The organism is Pseudomonas sp. G3-39 (assembly GCF_054790485.1).
Genome location: NZ_CP186497.1, coordinates 3,858,904 through 3,875,688, shown reverse-complemented (window position 1 = coordinate 3,875,688; position 16,785 = coordinate 3,858,904). Strand labels below are relative to the sequence as shown.

Below are 16,785 nucleotides of genomic sequence, written 5' to 3'. Positions count from 1 at the left end.
GAGGCTGTTGCGACCTGTGACCATTCATCGGAAATCCGCTCCGACCTGATAGTTCTGACAGTAGCCAACGTCCTCTTTTGCTCCCTTAATAACTCTGTCGTCCAACCAATCGATGGAGTTCTACCATGTCATCTACATCGCTAAAATCCCGCGTCGAAAACTTTCAGTCATATCCAGAAGGCGGAAAAATTTCGGATTCTACTCAAACCCTCGAGGGGGAACACACCAAAGTAAAGATTGTAATAACCGCGGGATTGTCTTCGAATAATTGCACAGTGACCAATGAGCCGAGTCTGAGGGCCGTGATGTTTAGCGTGAGGGAAGACAGCGATTTTGTGTACTCATTGGCACTGAATGAAGGGCGTGCCAAGAGTGCAGAAATCAGCGGCCGATTGTCTTTCATGTACCGTACTAAAATCCTTCTTTACTTCCTGCTGAATAAGGAAGCATTAGAAGAACCCACAATCCTGTTCGACGGAACTGGCAAAGAGCTTGCACTTGATAAAAAGGTCGCTCCAGAAAATGGCCAAGAATTCGATGAAGTGCATTTTCAGATAAAGACTATGACTAACGATCTGACAAGCCCCAGTTTCACATTGCGTACAATCGCCTTCACGCTCAAAGACAATCACTCCTCTTGAAGCATCACTGACGCGAAAACGGGTGGTAATCCACGCCAAGTGCCTCCCTTGATGGGGAGGCGCTGCTCAAGCTGGCGCCTTATTTCTACGCATGGCGCTCATCACTGACGCATTTCTCCCGCCGCCAGCAACTGCTCATGCATTCTCCACGGGTTCGAAAAGACAAGTAGCTGGCCTGTCGAGTGATTCGCTGCTTTCAATGGTGGCGACGCAGCATTGAGGCTATGGGATCGTGCGACCGTTCATCGCAAATACCTCCTCACCTGTAATTTCTGACAGTAGCCAGAGCCGTTATCTTCAGCGCTGAATAACTCCACGCCCTTTGTCTCCCGACAGTTCGCTTGGAGTTCCGACCATGCTCGTTCAGCCCAAGAAGAAAAGCTCTGCCCCCCATTCATTGCTGGACCCGATAGTGCTCGGACGCCTCCTGCCTTCCGGCCAGTGGGGGATCAACCGGGCGGCGGTGTTCACTTTTCCCGACCTCGGCCTGCTTGTCGTCATCCCCGTCTGGGCCAGCAAGGATGTCGGCGATACCGTCAAGCTGCTGCTCAATGGCCGTGAGGTCGACGGGCGTCCCATCATTGACGAGGCCGAGCTCAAGCAACCGACCCTCTTGTGGGTGGCTCCCCGTCATCTGCAGACCGGTTCTTACGAACTCACCTACGAAATCAAACAGCCCAATCAAAAAGAAGAGCGTCCAGACAAGCCCCTCAATCTCTTCGTCAAACTGGAACTCCCCGGTGGCCAGGACATCGACCCGGGCCCTGGTCACTCCAACCTGTACATGTACATTCCCCCGGAAATCGTTAACGGCGGGGTGGACAAAGACGTTGCCGAAGCGGGAGTGCCGATTGTCATCAGGTCCGCGTCCGGCAGCGGCTCGCCTTACCCGGACATCGCGGTGGGCGATGTCATTCATCTCAGTTGGGGTGGCTTTTTTGAGTATTCCACACCGGTGACCCTGGAGCAGATCAACGATCCAGCGGCAAACCCGATATTGATCACGGTCTCCAAAGCCACTATTGAACGGGCTGGTGACACCGACCTCTCCGGTCTGGCGGTCACCTTCAAGGTGCGCGACATCGTCGGCAATGAATCGGAAGACTGGTGCAAGGAAACCCGCATCGTCGTCACCACCGGCATCGACCTGCTGGCCGCACCGATTGTTCAGGAGGCCGTCAACAACAAGCTCGACGTCGATAAACAGGGCGACAACGACATCACGGTGCATGTCACGGCCGACCGACCAGACTTCGAGATGGGTGACATCATCCACTTGAGCATGCTCGGCACCACCCTGGAGGGCGAAAAAGTCGAAGTCACCGCCCTGCCCCAGACCGTCGACAACATCCCGCATAACTACGAGTTCAAGCTGCCCATTGCCGACGTGCGCAAACTGGTCAATACCCAGGTCAGTTTCTTCTATCGGCTGGAACGCAGCGGCAGCAGTGACCCGTTACGCTCAAAAAGGCAGTTTGTACAAGTCACCGGCGCAGCCCACCGCCTGGCCGCACCGATCATCGAAGAAGCCGAGGGAGAATTCATCGATCCCACCGAAACGCAAATCAACGTCCGCATTCCGTTCGATCCGGCCATCGAGTACGGCATGGGCATCGAGCTGTTCCTGTTGGGTAAACGTCCGGACGGCAGCACCTTCCTGCCTGAGTTGAAGTGGCACATTCCGGAGGAGGATGAAGTCGAGAATCCCGAAGGTTTTGTCATCACCGTCGATGACTACAACCTCAAGCTCCTTGACGGCGGAACCCTGAAGGGGTGGTACGACCTGCTGACAGCCGAAGGCGACGAGATCCTCAGACGGGAGTCGCTGCACACGAAATTGCTCAATGTGGGTGAACCGAAATTCGAGCTGGACGCCCCCATTGTCCTCGGGGTGGCGAACGGCTTCCTCGACCCGGCCACACTGCCCGGCGGTACCAGTAAACTGACCATCCCCAGGCCTGTGGTGAAGCCATGGGTAGCCAACGACGAGGCCACCTGGAAGTGGGTGGGCGACATCTCCGGCGAGGAACCCGGGTCCCGCACATTCAATGCCGTAACCGCCCAGCAAGACTGGGTCATCAACCTGGACGCCGCCTTCGTCGCCCAACACATCGAACCGAACCGCGGCAGCAAGATCACCGTCCGCTACCAGCTCTGGCGCCATGCCACAGATGAGACCAGCCTTTCGAATCCATTGGTGTTCACCGTGGGCGTCGCGCTGGAACTGCTCGCCCCCTCGATCAAGGAGAACAACGGCGACAGCGCACTCAACCCGCTGCTGGTCAGGGACACCTTGACCATCGTGGTGCCGGACAACAGCGCGTTGCTGCCAAACCATGCAATCAGCGTCACCTGGACTGGCGCTGACGGCACGCCGGCCGGCGGGTCGCACACCTCAGTGCCGCGTGCGGTAAGCGAAGGGCTTGAGTTTGCGATCCCCAACAGCGTGGTGGCGTTCAATCTGGGTAAGCAGGTAAAAATCTCCTACGTCGTCATCATTGATGGTCATCCAACACCGTCCCGGGTATTTGACCTGACGGTGCAAGCAATGCCGCAGAGCGCGCTGGCCAGCCCCACCATCGAGCAGGCCGACAACGACGGCGCCGGCCCGGAACTGCATACCGGCAACCTGACCCAAGCTTCCGTACGCATGGGCGACTGGCCGCTGATCGCTCTCGGCCAGTACGTCTGGTTGCGCCTGCACGGGACCAATGCCGACGGCAGCGCCTACCTGCGCGAGATCTGGAGCGCGCCGACGGCCTTCACCAACCCCGACTGGATTGCCGACCGGTTCTTCACTGTTTCGCTTCCAGTCGATGAGCTCCAAGCTCTGCAGGATGGCAGCGGCCTGGAATTGGTGTTTAAAGCGGCGCTTGGTCAGAGCACGGTGGAGAGTGAGGCGGTGGCGTTTCCAGTGCGCACTTATACGATCAAAGCGATTGAGGATGTGCGGCCAGAAATTACCCGAGTGGAAGACTCCAAAGGGAATGAGATTCTCCCAGGCACCACGACCGTTGACACCTCGATCATGCTTAAAGGGAAAGGGGCTAAAGGTCAGAAAGTCCTGATCAAGGACGGCAATATCGAAATAGGCACGGCCGACATCGATCCACAGAGTGGTGACTGGGAGTTCCCGGTGACGGGGCTGAGCGTCGACACCCATAGTTTCACCGCTACTGCGATGTATGGCAGCGGGCAGGTGTCGGATCCGCCGCGGATCGTGGTCGTGGTGGCTGCCGACACACCGGCCATCACATCAGTAAAAGACGAGAGCAACTGGAACATCCGCGAAAACGGTTACACCGTGCACACCAGCGTCACGCTCACTGGCTCCGCGCCGGACGGCCAGGAGGTGGAAGTTTTCCTCGGTGCGGTCTCCAAAGGCAAGGCCAAGGCAAACAGCAACTCCATCTGGACCCGTACCGTGAGCGGGTTATCGCTGGACGTGTTGCATACCTTCAAGGCCATTGGTCAATACGCAAATAACCCGCCGTCGAATCCCTGGCGCCTGACCGTGTTGAATGGGGTCCAGCCGGCCATCACCGGTGCGGAAGATTCCAAAGGGCAGCCAATCAGCAATGATGGAAGCACCAGTGACACCACTGTTCGTCTGAGGGGGACGGCGACCAAGTATCTTGAGGTGGAAATTTTCGACGGTAACAGCTCCACTGGCACAAGGGTCGAGGTCAATGGAAATGGCATATGGACCGTTGAACTGACCGGGCTGACACGTACGAAGCATGTGTTCAAAGCCAAGGCGTTGTATGGCAGCGGGACGGAGTCGGGGGAGTGGACGGTGACTGTGGTGGTCGATCTCATTGATCTCGTCGAAGACTTTAAGTCATATCCGGAAGGCGGAAAAATCTCAGAGCCTTTTGTTGGATTACTCGAGGGGAAACACACTGAAGCAAGGGTTTTTATCACCATGGGATTGTCTGAGAATAATTGTAAAGTGACCCCTGTGCCGAGTCTGAAGTCCGAACTGTATGGCCGAGGGAGTGAAGATTATTTTGGGTATGCCTTGAAACTGAAAGAAGGGAGTGCCACGAGTGCACAAATCAGTGGCGACGTGTCTTTCCCATCCAGAATGATTATCTATAGGGATTTACTATTGGAAGGGAAGGAATTGGAAGGAGAATTCCTAAAACTTTTTGAACGCGAAGGCAATTTTGAATTGAATGAAAATATCGCCCCAAAAAACGGCAAAAACTTTGATGAAGTAAGATTGCGGATGACGACTACGATTGCAGGTGTGAAGACCTACAGTTTCACGTTACGTAAAATCGTCTTCACGCTCAAAGATAATCACTCTTCCTGAAGCATCATTGACGCGAAACTGGAAATCCACGCCAAGTGCCTGCCCTTGATCGGGTTACAGGCCAAAAAAAGCCCCTGAATCTTTCGATTCAGGGGCTTTGCTATTTGGCTCCACAACCTGGACTCGAACCAGGGACCCAATGATTAACAGTCATTTGCTCTACCAACTGAGCTATTGCGGAATTGGTGCGTATGTTACTGATTCAAAAAGAGAAGTCAAGCGTCGGGTGTAAATTTTGTGCGTTCGGCAGGACGGACGGTGTTTTGTCAGCGATTGGCGGTTACCAGAACCGCCTCACAGGTCTACCATGGTTGCCCGGAAGTGGTGACACGCGCTGCCGGCCATTCGCCGAAAAGGTACGCGCCATGACTCGAACCGTTATTGTTTCCCTTTCACGCGAGGTGCTCGTATGAGCGTCACGCAAATCAGTCTGCCCAAGGGCGTTGGCCCTCACGCCGAGAAACTCTTCGACGCGATCACCCAGGCCAGCACCGCTGAAGAGCTGAACCGTGCTGGCGGCAAGGCCGAAGGGTTCGTGCTCGGTCTGGAAAGCACCAAGGCGATCAAAAGCCAGATCGCCGAATCGCTCTACGTCGCGTATGACGATGCTGCCAGTCAACGGGCGACGGAACTGGCCTAACCGCCGAAGGTGATCGTACCGAGCATCAGCTTGGCGTAAGCGGCGGTGGCGGCCAGTTGTACCAGCCACAGGGCCAGGCCGCCGAGGAAGACGCCCGCTGCGACTTGCAGCACCAGGCTTTTGTCGCGTTTGGCCGGGGTGCGGGGGATGAAGTCATCCAGGTCGTCTCGGTCAGCGCGCAGGTTGTCGTTTTTCATTTGGGTTCTCACAAAATTCCTGGATGTACGAAACCTGTGGGAGCGAGCCTGCTCGCGAATGCTGTCAGCCACCAACAATGGCGACTGACCCACCGCATTCGCGAGCGGGCTCGCTCCCACAATTCAGATTTGTGTGCAGTTTAGAGGGAATGTTGGATTCCTTCGGACAAATAAAAAACGGGAAGCCCCAAGGCTTCCCGTTTTTCATTGCCAGGCGAAATCAGATGACCTGAACGATCGCATCCGTGACCGCTTTGATGTTGCTCTGGTTCAGTGCTGCCACGCAGATGCGGCCGGTGTCCAGGGCGTAGATGCCGAACTCGTTACGCAGACGGTGCACCTGTTCGGTGGTCAGGCCGGAGTAGGAGAACATGCCGCGCTGACGGCCGACGAAGCTGAAGTCACGCTGCGGGGCTTTTTCGGCCAGCAGGGCGACCATCTGCTCGCGCATGCCGCGAATGCGCAGGCGCATTTCTGCCAGTTCCGCTTCCCACTGGGCGCGCAGTTCCGGGCTGTTCAACACGGCGGCGACGATGCTGGCACCGTGGGTCGGCGGGTTGGAGTAGTTGGTGCGGATCACACGCTTGACCTGCGACAGCACGCGCGCGCTTTCTTCTTTCGATTCGCTGACGATCGACAATGCACCAACGCGCTCGCCGTACAGCGAGAACGACTTGGAGAACGAGCTCGAAACGAAGAAAGTCAGGCCCGATTCAGCGAACAGACGCACAGCCGCGGCGTCTTCGTCGATGCCGTCGCCGAAACCCTGGTAAGCCATGTCGAGGAACGGCACGTGACCTTTGGCCTTGACCACGTCCAGCACGTTTTTCCAGTCGGCCGGGGTCAGATCGACGCCGGTCGGGTTGTGGCAGCAGGCGTGCAGCACAACGATCGAGCCGTTCGGCAGGGCGTTGAGGTCGTCGAGCATGCCGGCACGGTTCACGTCATGGGTGGCAGCGTCGTAGTAACGGTAGTTCTGCACCGGGAAACCAGCGGTTTCGAACAGCGCGCGGTGGTTTTCCCAGCTCGGGTCGCTGATCGCCACGACGGCGTTCGGCAGCAGTTGCTTGAGGAAGTCGGCACCGATTTTCAGCGCGCCGGTACCGCCGACCGCTTGAGTGGTGACGATGCGACCGGCAGCGATCAGCGGCGAGTCGTTACCGAACAGCAGCTTTTGCACGGCCTGGTCGTAGGCGGCGATGCCATCGATCGGCAGGTAGCCACGGGAGGCATGCTGAGCAGCGCGAATGGTTTCGGCTTCGATCACCGCGCGCAGCAGGGGAATTCGCCCCTCTTCGTTGCAGTAAACACCTACACCCAGGTTGACCTTGGTGGTCCGGGTATCGGCGTTGAATGCTTCGTTGAGGCCCAGGATTGGATCGCGGGGTGCCATTTCGACAGCGGAGAACAGGCTCATTATTACGGTGGCTCTGAATGGAGAGTGGAGGGACGTGTCGCGCTCCAGCCGAATGCACTAGAGCGGTGCACAAACGGGGAGCTAGTATAGAGGCCATCACCGAGCAATGGCGACAGGCGATTCAGCTTTTCCGGCAAGTTTTTCGGATTATTTCTTGACCGTTAGTCGATTGACTCTGTCAGAGACTTTATCGGATGTAGGACGTTTGCCTTGAAAGGCGAGGCAATCGGCTCCACATTGAGCACAATCTTCGTTTTTCCTTGGGCGACAACGGTCGTTTGCGGTCATCCCCGCGGCTCGGCTGTTTTCTGCGCGAGCCGCGATCCCAGAGGTGTGTATGTCCGAATTCCAGCTAGTCACCCGCTTCGAGCCTGCCGGCGATCAGCCAGAAGCGATCCGCCAATTGGTCGAGGGCATCGAAGCCGGGCTGGCGCACCAGACGCTGCTCGGTGTGACCGGCTCGGGCAAGACCTTCAGCATCGCCAACGTCATCTCGCAGGTACAACGCCCGACGCTGGTGCTGGCGCCGAACAAGACCCTCGCCGCGCAATTGTATGGCGAGTTCAAGGCGTTCTTCCCGAACAACGCGGTCGAGTATTTCGTTTCCTACTACGACTACTACCAGCCCGAAGCCTATGTGCCGTCGTCCGACACCTTCATCGAGAAGGACGCGTCGATCAACGACCACATTGAGCAGATGCGTCTGTCCGCGACCAAGGCGTTGCTCGAGCGCAAGGACGCGATCATCGTCACCACGGTGTCGTGCATTTACGGTCTCGGTAGCCCGGAAACCTATCTGAAGATGGTGCTGCACGTCGATCGCGGCGACAAACTCGATCAGCGCGCCTTGCTGCGGCGTCTGGCCGACCTGCAATACACCCGCAACGACATGGATTTTGCCCGCGCGACCTTCCGCGTGCGCGGCGACGTGATCGACATCTATCCGGCGGAATCCGATCTGGAAGCGATCCGCATCGAACTGTTCGATGACGAGGTCGAGAGCATCTCCGCGTTTGACCCGCTCACCGGCGAAGTCATCCGCAAGATGCCGCGCTTCACCTTCTACCCGAAGAGTCACTACGTGACGCCACGTGAGACCCTGCTCGACGCCATCGAACACATCAAAGTCGAATTGCAGGAACGTCTCGAATACCTGCGCAGCAACAACAAACTGGTCGAGGCCCAGCGCCTCGAACAGCGCACCCGTTTCGACCTGGAAATGATCCTCGAACTGGGTTACTGCAACGGCATCGAAAACTACTCGCGCTACCTGTCCGGACGTCCGGCCGGTGCCGCGCCGCCGACGCTGTATGACTATCTGCCGGCCGACGCCTTGCTGGTGATCGACGAGTCTCACGTCAGCGTGCCGCAAGTCGGCGCGATGTATAAGGGCGACCGTTCGCGTAAAGAAACCCTGGTGGAATACGGCTTCCGCTTGCCGTCGGCGCTGGACAACCGGCCGATGCGTTTTGACGAGTGGGAAGGGGTGAGCCCGCAGACCATTTTCGTCTCGGCGACGCCGGGCAACTACGAGGCCGAGCATGCCGGGCGCGTGGTCGAGCAAGTGGTGCGTCCGACCGGTCTGGTCGACCCGCAGGTTGAAGTGCGTCCGGCGCTGACTCAGGTTGATGACTTGCTCTCGGAAATCACCAAGCGCGTGGCGGTCGAGGAGCGGGTGCTGGTCACCACGCTGACCAAACGCATGGCCGAAGACCTCACCGATTACCTCGCCGACCACGGCGTGCGCGTGCGTTATCTGCACTCGGACATCGACACCGTCGAGCGGGTCGAGATTATCCGCGACCTGCGTCTGGGTACCTTCGATGTGTTGGTGGGGATCAACCTGCTGCGCGAAGGTCTGGACATGCCGGAAGTGTCGCTGGTGGCGATTCTCGATGCGGACAAGGAGGGCTTCTTGCGTTCCGAGCGCTCGCTGATCCAGACCATTGGCCGGGCCGCGCGGAACCTCAACGGCCGGGCGATTCTCTACGCCGACCGCATCACCGGCTCGATGGAGCGGGCGATTGGCGAGACCGAGCGTCGTCGCGACAAGCAGATCGCCTTCAACCTGGAAAACGGCATCACCCCGAAGGGTGTGTTCAAGGACGTCGCCGACATCATGGAAGGCGCCACCGTGCCCGGCTCGCGCAGCAAGAAGCGCAAGGGCATGGCCAAGGCTGCCGAAGAAAACGCCAAGTACGAAGCCGAACTGCGCTCGCCGAGCGAAATCACCAAACGCATTCGCGCGCTGGAAGAGAAGATGTACCAGTTGGCGCGGGATCTGGAGTTCGAAGCGGCGGCGCAGATGCGCGATGAGATTGCCAAACTGCGTGAGCGGCTTTTGGCGGTTTGATCTTCATTGTCTTGGCGGGCCTCTTCGCGAGCAGGCTCGCTCCCACATTGGATCTGTGTCGTTCACAAATCCCCTGTGGGAGCGAGCCTGCTCGCGAATGGCGGCAACGCGGTCTTAATGAGACTCCCCGGCCTTCAGCCCTTGCGGCAATTTCCTGGTCAACAAAATCGCCAACATGCTGACCCCCAGCGCAATCCCGACAAAATGAAACGCGTCGTTGTAGGCCATGATCAGCGCCTGCTGATGCACGATCTCACTCAACTTGCCGAGCGCCGCCGTGTCACTGCCAAACCGGTCTGTCATCGACGCCAACCGCTCGGCCACTTGCGGATTGGTCGGCACCACCGCTTCACGCAAATAATCGAAGTAGGTCTTGGTGCGCGCATCCAATAGCGTGGCGAGCAGGGCGATGCCGATCGCGCCGCCGAGGTTGCGCAGGATGTTGAACAGGCTCGATGCCGATCCCGCGTCCTGCGGCAGGATGTACGCGGTGGCGATCAGCGAAATGGTCACCATGATCAGCGGCTGACCCAGCGCGCGGATGATCTGGATCTGATTGAACTGCGGCCCGGCGAAATCCGGGTTGAGCACCCCCGACGAAAAACTCGCCAGCCCGAACAACCCGAAGCCCAGGGTGCACAGCCACTTCGGCGAAACGAACTTCATCAGCTTGGGCACCAGCGGAATCAGGAACAGCTGCGGCACGCCCATCCACATGATCACTTCGCCGATCTGCAGGGCGTTGTAATTCTGGATCTGCGCCAGGTACAGCGGCAGCAGATAGATCGAGCCGTATAAACCGACGCCCATGCCCAGGCTGGAAATGCTCGACAGGCCGAAGTTGCGATTACGCAGGATGCCGAGGTTGATCAGCGGGTTGGGTTTGGAAATCTGCACGATGACGAAGGTAATCAGGCTGAGCAGGGCAATGCTGCCCAAGGTCACGATCAGGTTCGATTCGAGCCAGTCCTTGCGATGGCCCTCTTCAAGAAATACCTGCAAGCATCCGAGGCCGACACCGAGCGTGAGAATCCCGGTGTAGTCGGTGCTTTTCAGCAGTTCCCAGTGCGCTTCCTTCTTCTCCAGCCCGTACATCAGCCCGGCGATCATGATCAGCCCCGGAGGAATGTTGATGTAGAAGATGTATTCCCAGCCCCAGTTTTCCGTGAGCCAGCCGCCAAGGGTCGGGCCGATGGACGGGGCGAAGGTGGCGGTCATGGCGAACATTGCCATGCCTTTGGCGCGGTGGTGTTCAGGGAGTTTGATCAGGGTCAGGGTGAACGCCAGCGGGATCAGCGCGCCGCCGGTGAAACCCTGCATGGCGCGAAAGACGACCATGCTTTCGAGGCTCCAGGCCATCGAGCACAGCAGCGATGACACCAGAAAACCCAGCGACACCCACACCGCCAGCCGTCGCGCGGAGAGCAACTGCACCAGCCACGCGGTCAGCGGGATCATGATGATTTCCGCGACCAGATACGAGGTGGAAATCCACGAGCCTTCTTCCAGCGTCGCCGACAGCGCGCCCTGAATATCCTTGAGCGAAGAGTTGGTGATCTGAATATCGAGCACCGCCATGAACGCGCCAAGCATCACGCTCATCACCGCAATCCAGTCCCGCCGGGTCGGTTCGCCAACGGGGCGGATCAGCGAATCACCGGCCATTGTCTGGGGCGTCTTTGATATTCACGGTGGCGGTGACCGACATGCCCGGGCGGATCTTGCCATGCAACGGGTTATCGGCCTTGAAGGTCAGTTTCACCGGAATCCGCTGCACGACTTTGGTGAAGTTGCCGGTGGCGTTATCCGGCGGCAGCAGGCTGAACTGTGCGCCCGAGGCGGCGAACAGGCTGTCGACCCGCGCTTCGATCGGCGTGTCGCTGTAGGCATCGAAGGTCAGCTCGGCTTTCTGTCCGGGCTGCATGTGACCGATCTGGGTTTCCTTGAAGTTGGCCTGCACCCAGATGTCTTCATCGGGAACGATCGACAGCAGATAGGCGCCGGCCTGCACCACCTGACCATTGCGTGCAGCACGCTGGCCGACCATGCCGCTGATCGGCGCGTGGATTTCGCTGCGGGTCAGGTTGAGTTCGGCTTGCGCCAGATCGGCGCGGGCGTTGGCGATCTGCGCGTCGAGGCGTTTGATCTCGGCAGTCAGTGCGTTGACCTGCTGGCGCTGGCTCTGTGCATCGGCCTGGGCCTTGGCCACTTGCGAGCGGGCAATGTGCGCGTCAGCAGAGAGGGTGGTCACCCGTTCTTCGGAAACGTAACCGGGTTTGCGCAAGGTTTCGGCTCGCGACAAATCCATCTGCGAACGGCCAAGGGTGGCTTGGGTGGTCGCCACTTGCGCGTCGCTGGCGGCGATCAGGCTCGATTGCTGGGTCAATTTGCTTTGTGCCTGCAAACGCTCGGCTTCGCGGGTGGCGAGGGCGGCATTGGCGCGGTCGACCGCGAGGCGGAAATCATTAGGTTCAAGGCGCACCAGCAACTGGCCTTTTTCCACGTGCTGGTTGTCCTGCACCAACACTTCGTCGATGCGTGCGCTCAACTGGCTGGAGACGCGGGTGATCTCGCCCTGGACATAGGCGTTATCGGTGCTTTCATAAAAACGGCCCTTGAAAAACCAGTGGGCGAAGAAGCCCCCGGCAATCAACAGAACCAGCAGCAGGAAAATAAACAGGCGACGCTTGAGTTGGGCAGGCATGGGCAAACTGTAGTCGAGGAATTGTAAGGAAAGTTATCTGCGGCTGAATCTGGCATACCGCCGATAAACGGTAAATGCCAATGGCTGATATTCGGGCCGTCACCACGGTCTATGGGCGTTACAGACGCAAACTTGGCTTAAATGCCCTGCCCGCTGGAGCGGGGCGGGTGTCGCCTGTTACCATTCGCCGCTTGATTGTTTTGCTTTTCATTCTTTTCGAGACATGCCATGACCACCGTCCGCACTCGCATCGCGCCATCGCCTACCGGGGATCCCCACGTAGGTACCGCTTACATCGCATTGTTCAACTACTGCTTTGCCAAGCAGCATGGCGGTGAGTTCATCCTGCGCATCGAAGACACCGACCAGTTGCGTTCGACCCGCGAGTCCGAACAGCAGATCTTCGACGCCCTGCGCTGGCTGGGGATCGACTGGAGCGAAGGCCCGGACGTTGGCGGCCCGCACGGCCCGTACCGGCAGAGCGAGCGTGGCGATATCTATCAGAAGTATTGCCAGCAACTGGTCGACATGGGCCATGCGTTCCCATGCTTCTGCACCGCTGAAGAACTGGATGAGATGCGCGCCGAACAAATGGCGCGCGGCGAGACCCCGCGCTACGACGGCCGCGCGCTGCTGCTGTCGAAGGAAGAAGTCGCCGCCCGTCTGGCCGCCGGCGAACCGCACGTGATCCGCATGAAAGTGCCGACCGAAGGCGTCTGCGTGGTGCCGGACATGCTGCGTGGCGATGTCGAGATCCCGTGGGATCGCATGGACATGCAAGTGCTGATGAAGACCGACGGCCTGCCGACGTACTTCCTCGCCAACGTGGTCGACGACCACCTGATGGGCATCACCCACGTGCTGCGCGGCGAAGAATGGCTGCCATCGGCGCCGAAACTGATTCTGCTTTACGAATATTTCGGCTGGGAACAACCGGAGCTGTGCTACATGCCGCTGCTGCGTAACCCGGACAAGAGCAAGCTGTCCAAGCGCAAGAACCCGACCTCGGTGACCTTCTACGAGCGCATGGGCTTCATGCCCGAAGCGATGCTCAACTACCTCGGTCGCATGGGCTGGTCGATGCCCGACGAACGCGAGAAGTTCTCGCTGCAGGAAATGGTCGACAACTTCGACCTCAAGCGTGTGTCCCTCGGCGGGCCGATCTTCGACATCGAGAAACTGTCGTGGCTCAACGGCCAGTGGCTGCGTGACCTGCCGGTGGAAGAGTTCGCCGCACGCGTGCAGAAGTGGGCGTTCAATTCCGAGTACATGATGAAGATCGCACCGCTGGTGCAGGGGCGCGTGGAAACCTTCAGCCAGGTTGCACCGCTGGGCGGCTTCTTCTTTGCCGGTGGCGTGAACCCGGATGCCAAGCTGTTCGAATCGAAAAAGCTTTCCGGTGATCAGGTGCGTCAGTTGATGCAATTGATCCTGTGGAAGCTGGAAAGCCTGCGTCAGTGGGAGAAGGACAGCATTACCGCGACGATTCAGGCGGTGGTCGAATCTCTTGAGCTGAAGCTGCGTGACGCGATGCCGTTGATGTTTGCCGCGATTACCGGGCAGGCCAGTTCGGTATCGGTGCTCGATGCGATGGAAATCCTCGGCCCGGATCTGACCCGTTTCCGTCTGCGCCAGGCGATTGACCTGCTGGGTGGCGTGTCGAAGAAAGAAAACAAAGAGTGGGAAAAGCTGCTGGGCGCGATTGCTTAAGCACGTCTGACTCTGCGGTTACCGCCGAAGGCCGGGATCGTTTGATTCCGGCCTTCGGCGTTTTTCCCCCGGATTTTCGGGGGGAGGGCGGTAAGTGATTGTTATGCCGACAAAAAACTTTGAAATTTTTCAAAAATAAGTTTGACAGGCTTTCGATACGCCCTTAAGATTCGCCCCGTCCTCAGCGATGACATCAACGATGAGGGGCTATAGCTCAGCTGGGAGAGCGCTTGCATGGCATGCAAGAGGTCGACGGTTCGATCCCGTCTAGCTCCACCAATTTACACTTCGAAGCCTGGCCACACCGGCTCCGAAGCGATCAACACTCAGCGTTGATCAGTTGTATAGAAGGGTTTGCGTCCCCTTCGTCTAGTGGCCTAGGACACCGCCCTTTCACGGCGGTAACAGGGGTTCGAGTCCCCTAGGGGACGCCAGTTTTACAGAAGCGATGTTGCAAGATGTCGCTGCGCCGCGAGGCGAAAAATCCGGGGCTATAGCTCAGCTGGGAGAGCGCCTGCATGGCATGCAGGAGGTCAGCGGTTCGATCCCGCTTAGCTCCACCAATTTTACAGTTCAAGGTCTGGCCACACCGGCCTTGAATCAGATCAGATCTCAGCACTGATCAGCTGTATAGAAGGGTTTGTGTCCCCTTCGTCTAGTGGCCTAGGACACCGCCCTTTCACGGCGGTAACAGGGGTTCGAGTCCCCTAGGGGACGCCACGATTACCCGCTCTGCGGGATTTATAAGGGTCATTCAATTATTGAATGGCCCTTTTGTTTGTCTGGCGTTTGGCCAACTCTCCTTTTCCTTACACTGTGCTTCAGACCAGCGGTCATATCCTCGACTTGCGGAATATTATTATGCGAATAATATTCTAGTCGTAATATTCGGAGGCAACGATGAACGATAAAAAAGCTCAAACCCGCGAACGCATCCTCAAGGCGGCCAGCGCCGCGCTGATGCAGCGTGGCCCGGCGGATCCAAGCGTGGGCGAAGTGATGGGCGCCGCCGGCCTGACCGTCGGTGGTTTCTATGCGCACTTCGAAAGCAAGGACGCGATGATGCTTGAGGCGTTCAAGCAACTGCTCAGCCGTCGACGCGACCTGATTGCCGACATGGACTCCGAGCTGACCGGCGAAGAGCGTCGCGCCTTGGTCGCTGCGTTCTATCTGTCACGCAAGCACCGTGATTCCAGCGATGCCGCGTGCCCGATTCCGGCTTCCATCGGCGAACTGGGGCGTCTGCCGGAATCCTTCCGCATCGCGCTGAACGAACACTTGGAACTGATGATTGCGCAGTTGGCGTCCAGCCCCGAGGACACCGACAAAGCATTGGCTGATGTGGCGTTGATGGTGGGTGGTCTGGCGCTGGCACGTGCGCTGGGCCCGGGCGATTTATCCGATCGATTGCTGCGCGCTGCCAAGTCGGCGGTGCGTTGACCTGAAGGCAACACGCCTGAGGAGAAAGCGATGAACACGTTGAAGTGGGTTCGTGGCGTTAATGGCACCTTGGGCTGGATTGCACCGCAACGAGTAGCAAGCAAAATGCGTCAGGCGTTCATGACGCCGCGCACGTTGCCGCTGCGTGATTGGGAGCTGCCGCTGCTGGCGAGTGCCGAACGCATCACGCTGCGCTTCGGCCTGTCGGCGCTGCGTTGGGGGCAGGGGCCGGCGGTGCTGTTGATGCACGGTTGGGAAGGGCGGCCCACCCAGTTTGCGGCGTTGATCACGGCGCTGGTTGAGGCCGGTTACACCGTCGTTGCCCTCGATGGCCCGGCCCATGGTCGTTCGCCGGGGCGTGAAGCCAACGTCGTACTGTTCGCCCGCGCCATGCTCGAAGCGGCCGCCGAATTGCCTCCTCTTCAAGCCGTCATCGGCCACTCCATGGGCGGCGCCAGTGCCATGCTCGCGGTGCAACTGGGCCTGCGCACCGAAACCCTGGTCAGTATTGCAGCCCCTGCACGAATTCTCGGCGTGCTGCGCGGTTTTGCCCGCTACGTCGGCATGCCACCGCGGGCGCGCTCGGCGTTCATCCGCCAGGTCGAGCAGGACGTCGGCATGCGCGCCGCGACCCTCGATGTCGCGCACTATCAACTGGATATGCCGGGCCTGATCGTGCATGCCGAGGACGACACCTTTGTCTCGGTCAAGGAATCGCAATTGATCCACGAATCGTGGTTCGACAGTCGCCTGCTGCGCCTGGAAAGCGGCGGCCACCAGCGGGTGCTGGCCGACCCTCGGGTGGTTGATGGAGTGTTATCACTGTTGGCGGGGCGCAGCCTTCAGGCGCTGCAATCGGCCTGACATCCGTTACACTGCCCCGGTTGAATCATCTGACCGGGAGTGGGGCATGGGCTGGGATCGGGCAACGCCGTTCACCATTGATCTGCAAGTAGGCGCCGAGGACATCGACGGGCTGGGTCACGCGAACAACGCGGTGTACGTGACCTGGCTCGAACGCTGCGCCTGGCGCCACTCGCAGCGTCTGGGGCTGGATCTGGTCGAATACCGGCGCCTGGATCGGGCGATGGCCGTGGTGCGTCACGAAATCGATTATCTGGCGGCGGCCTACGAAGGCGACGAACTGCAACTGGCGACCTGGATCGTCGATTGGGATCAGCGCCTGAAAATGACCCGGCACTTCCAGCTGATCCGCCCCAGCGACAACGCCACCCTGCTGCGCGCCCAGACCACTTTCGTCTGCATCGAACTGTCCAGCGGCAAGCCCAAGCGCATGCCGGCAGAGTTTATCGAGGGCTACGGCCCGGCGATCCTGTCCCTGGCCTGACCCGATCCCTGTAGGAG

General features: G+C 58.9%; 12 protein-coding genes and 5 tRNA genes. 12 read left to right on the top strand and 5 right to left on the bottom strand.

What is annotated here, in order from left to right; all coding sequences use genetic code 11:
* Positions 1-125 precede the first annotated feature (125 nt).
* Both ACOYXG_RS17195 and ACOYXG_RS17190 read left to right on the top strand, forming a co-directional pair.
* Entirely contained in the window at positions 126-641 is a 516-nt protein-coding gene (locus ACOYXG_RS17195; protein WP_460352964.1) for a hypothetical protein, read from the top strand.
* Positions 642-996: 355 nt separating this feature from the next.
* Positions 997-4,959 (top strand): hypothetical protein, encoded by a 3,963-nt coding sequence (locus ACOYXG_RS17190; RefSeq protein WP_460352962.1) that lies wholly within the window; start codon positions 997-999, stop codon positions 4,957-4,959.
* Positions 4,960-5,064: 105 nt separating this feature from the next.
* Here ACOYXG_RS17190 and ACOYXG_RS17185 read toward each other — a convergent pair.
* Positions 5,065-5,140: transfer RNA gene (locus tag ACOYXG_RS17185), tRNA-Asn, on the bottom strand.
* A 228-nt stretch (positions 5,141-5,368) separates the two neighbouring features.
* Here ACOYXG_RS17185 and ACOYXG_RS17180 point away from each other — a divergent pair.
* Positions 5,369-5,599 carry a hypothetical protein gene (locus ACOYXG_RS17180; protein WP_003226459.1) on the top strand — a complete coding sequence of 77 codons (231 nt, stop codon included), beginning with the start codon at positions 5,369-5,371 and terminating at the stop codon, positions 5,597-5,599.
* Here ACOYXG_RS17180 and ACOYXG_RS17175 read toward each other — a convergent pair.
* Positions 5,596-5,796: a hypothetical protein gene (locus ACOYXG_RS17175; protein ID WP_097088650.1), complete on the bottom strand. Its 201-nt coding sequence runs from the start codon at positions 5,794-5,796 to the stop codon at positions 5,596-5,598. The genes ACOYXG_RS17180 and ACOYXG_RS17175 overlap by 4 nt on opposite strands.
* 220 nt (positions 5,797-6,016) lie before the next feature.
* Positions 6,017-7,213, bottom strand: a complete 1,197-nt coding sequence (locus tag ACOYXG_RS17170; RefSeq protein ID WP_027611521.1) for an amino acid aminotransferase — start codon at positions 7,211-7,213, stop codon at positions 6,017-6,019.
* A 337-nt stretch (positions 7,214-7,550) separates the two neighbouring features.
* Here ACOYXG_RS17170 and uvrB point away from each other — a divergent pair, with 337 nt between their 5' ends.
* Positions 7,551-9,566 (top strand): excinuclease ABC subunit UvrB, encoded by a 2,016-nt coding sequence (gene uvrB / locus ACOYXG_RS17165; RefSeq protein WP_007969222.1) that lies wholly within the window; start codon positions 7,551-7,553, stop codon positions 9,564-9,566.
* A gap of 114 nt (positions 9,567-9,680) precedes the next feature.
* Here uvrB and ACOYXG_RS17160 read toward each other — a convergent pair whose 3' ends face one another.
* Complete coding sequence (locus ACOYXG_RS17160; protein ID WP_460352959.1) at positions 9,681-11,231, bottom strand: MDR family MFS transporter; 1,551 nt, start codon at positions 11,229-11,231, stop codon at positions 9,681-9,683.
* Entirely contained in the window at positions 11,221-12,270 is a 1,050-nt protein-coding gene (locus ACOYXG_RS17155; protein ID WP_027611523.1) for an HlyD family secretion protein, read from the bottom strand. The genes ACOYXG_RS17160 and ACOYXG_RS17155 overlap by 11 nt, the downstream gene beginning before the upstream one ends.
* Positions 12,271-12,498: 228 nt before the next feature.
* Here ACOYXG_RS17155 and gltX point away from each other — a divergent pair, with 228 nt between their 5' ends.
* From gltX to ACOYXG_RS17115, 8 genes are all read left to right on the top strand, one after another.
* A complete protein-coding gene (gltX, locus tag ACOYXG_RS17150) occupies positions 12,499-13,980 on the top strand; it encodes a glutamate--tRNA ligase (RefSeq protein WP_097088657.1) in 1,482 nt (493 codons plus the stop codon).
* A 203-nt stretch (positions 13,981-14,183) separates the two neighbouring features.
* A tRNA-Ala gene (locus ACOYXG_RS17145) sits at positions 14,184-14,259 on the top strand.
* 79 nt (positions 14,260-14,338) lie between these two features.
* Positions 14,339-14,414: transfer RNA gene (locus tag ACOYXG_RS17140), tRNA-Glu, on the top strand.
* 53 nt (positions 14,415-14,467) lie between these two features.
* Positions 14,468-14,543, top strand: a tRNA-Ala gene (locus ACOYXG_RS17135).
* Between the two features lie 81 nt (positions 14,544-14,624).
* Positions 14,625-14,700, top strand: a tRNA-Glu gene (locus ACOYXG_RS17130).
* A 180-nt stretch (positions 14,701-14,880) separates the two neighbouring features.
* On the top strand, positions 14,881-15,420 hold the full coding sequence (locus tag ACOYXG_RS17125) for a TetR/AcrR family transcriptional regulator (protein ID WP_007969225.1): 540 nt from the start codon (positions 14,881-14,883) through the stop codon (positions 15,418-15,420).
* A gap of 30 nt (positions 15,421-15,450) precedes the next feature.
* On the top strand, positions 15,451-16,284 hold the full coding sequence (locus ACOYXG_RS17120; RefSeq protein ID WP_097088658.1) for an alpha/beta fold hydrolase: 834 nt from the start codon (positions 15,451-15,453) through the stop codon (positions 16,282-16,284).
* A 46-nt stretch (positions 16,285-16,330) separates the two neighbouring features.
* Positions 16,331-16,768: an acyl-CoA thioesterase gene (locus ACOYXG_RS17115; protein ID WP_097088660.1), complete on the top strand. Its 438-nt coding sequence runs from the start codon at positions 16,331-16,333 to the stop codon at positions 16,766-16,768.
* The last annotated feature ends 17 nt before the right edge of the window (positions 16,769-16,785 follow it).

Excerpts from the sequence above, each read along its gene's own strand:
- ACOYXG_RS17125 (WP_007969225.1), top strand. The coding sequence starts at position 14,881 with ATGAACGATAAAAAAGCTCAAACCCGCGAACGCATCCTCAAGGCGGCC.
- gltX (WP_097088657.1), top strand. The coding sequence starts at position 12,499 with ATGACCACCGTCCGCACTCGCATCGCGCCATCGCCTACCGGGGATCCC.
- ACOYXG_RS17175 (WP_097088650.1), bottom strand. The coding sequence starts at position 5,796 with ATGAAAAACGACAACCTGCGCGCTGACCGAGACGACCTGGATGACTTC.
- ACOYXG_RS17115 (WP_097088660.1), top strand. The coding sequence starts at position 16,331 with ATGGGCTGGGATCGGGCAACGCCGTTCACCATTGATCTGCAAGTAGGC.
- ACOYXG_RS17195 (WP_460352964.1), top strand. The coding sequence starts at position 126 with ATGTCATCTACATCGCTAAAATCCCGCGTCGAAAACTTTCAGTCATAT.
- ACOYXG_RS17190 (WP_460352962.1), top strand. The coding sequence starts at position 997 with ATGCTCGTTCAGCCCAAGAAGAAAAGCTCTGCCCCCCATTCATTGCTG.
- ACOYXG_RS17160 (WP_460352959.1), bottom strand. The coding sequence starts at position 11,231 with ATGGCCGGTGATTCGCTGATCCGCCCCGTTGGCGAACCGACCCGGCGG.
- ACOYXG_RS17120 (WP_097088658.1), top strand. The coding sequence starts at position 15,451 with ATGAACACGTTGAAGTGGGTTCGTGGCGTTAATGGCACCTTGGGCTGG.
- uvrB (WP_007969222.1), top strand. The coding sequence starts at position 7,551 with ATGTCCGAATTCCAGCTAGTCACCCGCTTCGAGCCTGCCGGCGATCAG.
- ACOYXG_RS17155 (WP_027611523.1), bottom strand. The coding sequence starts at position 12,270 with ATGCCTGCCCAACTCAAGCGTCGCCTGTTTATTTTCCTGCTGCTGGTT.
- ACOYXG_RS17180 (WP_003226459.1), top strand. The coding sequence starts at position 5,369 with ATGAGCGTCACGCAAATCAGTCTGCCCAAGGGCGTTGGCCCTCACGCC.
- ACOYXG_RS17170 (WP_027611521.1), bottom strand. The coding sequence starts at position 7,213 with ATGAGCCTGTTCTCCGCTGTCGAAATGGCACCCCGCGATCCAATCCTG.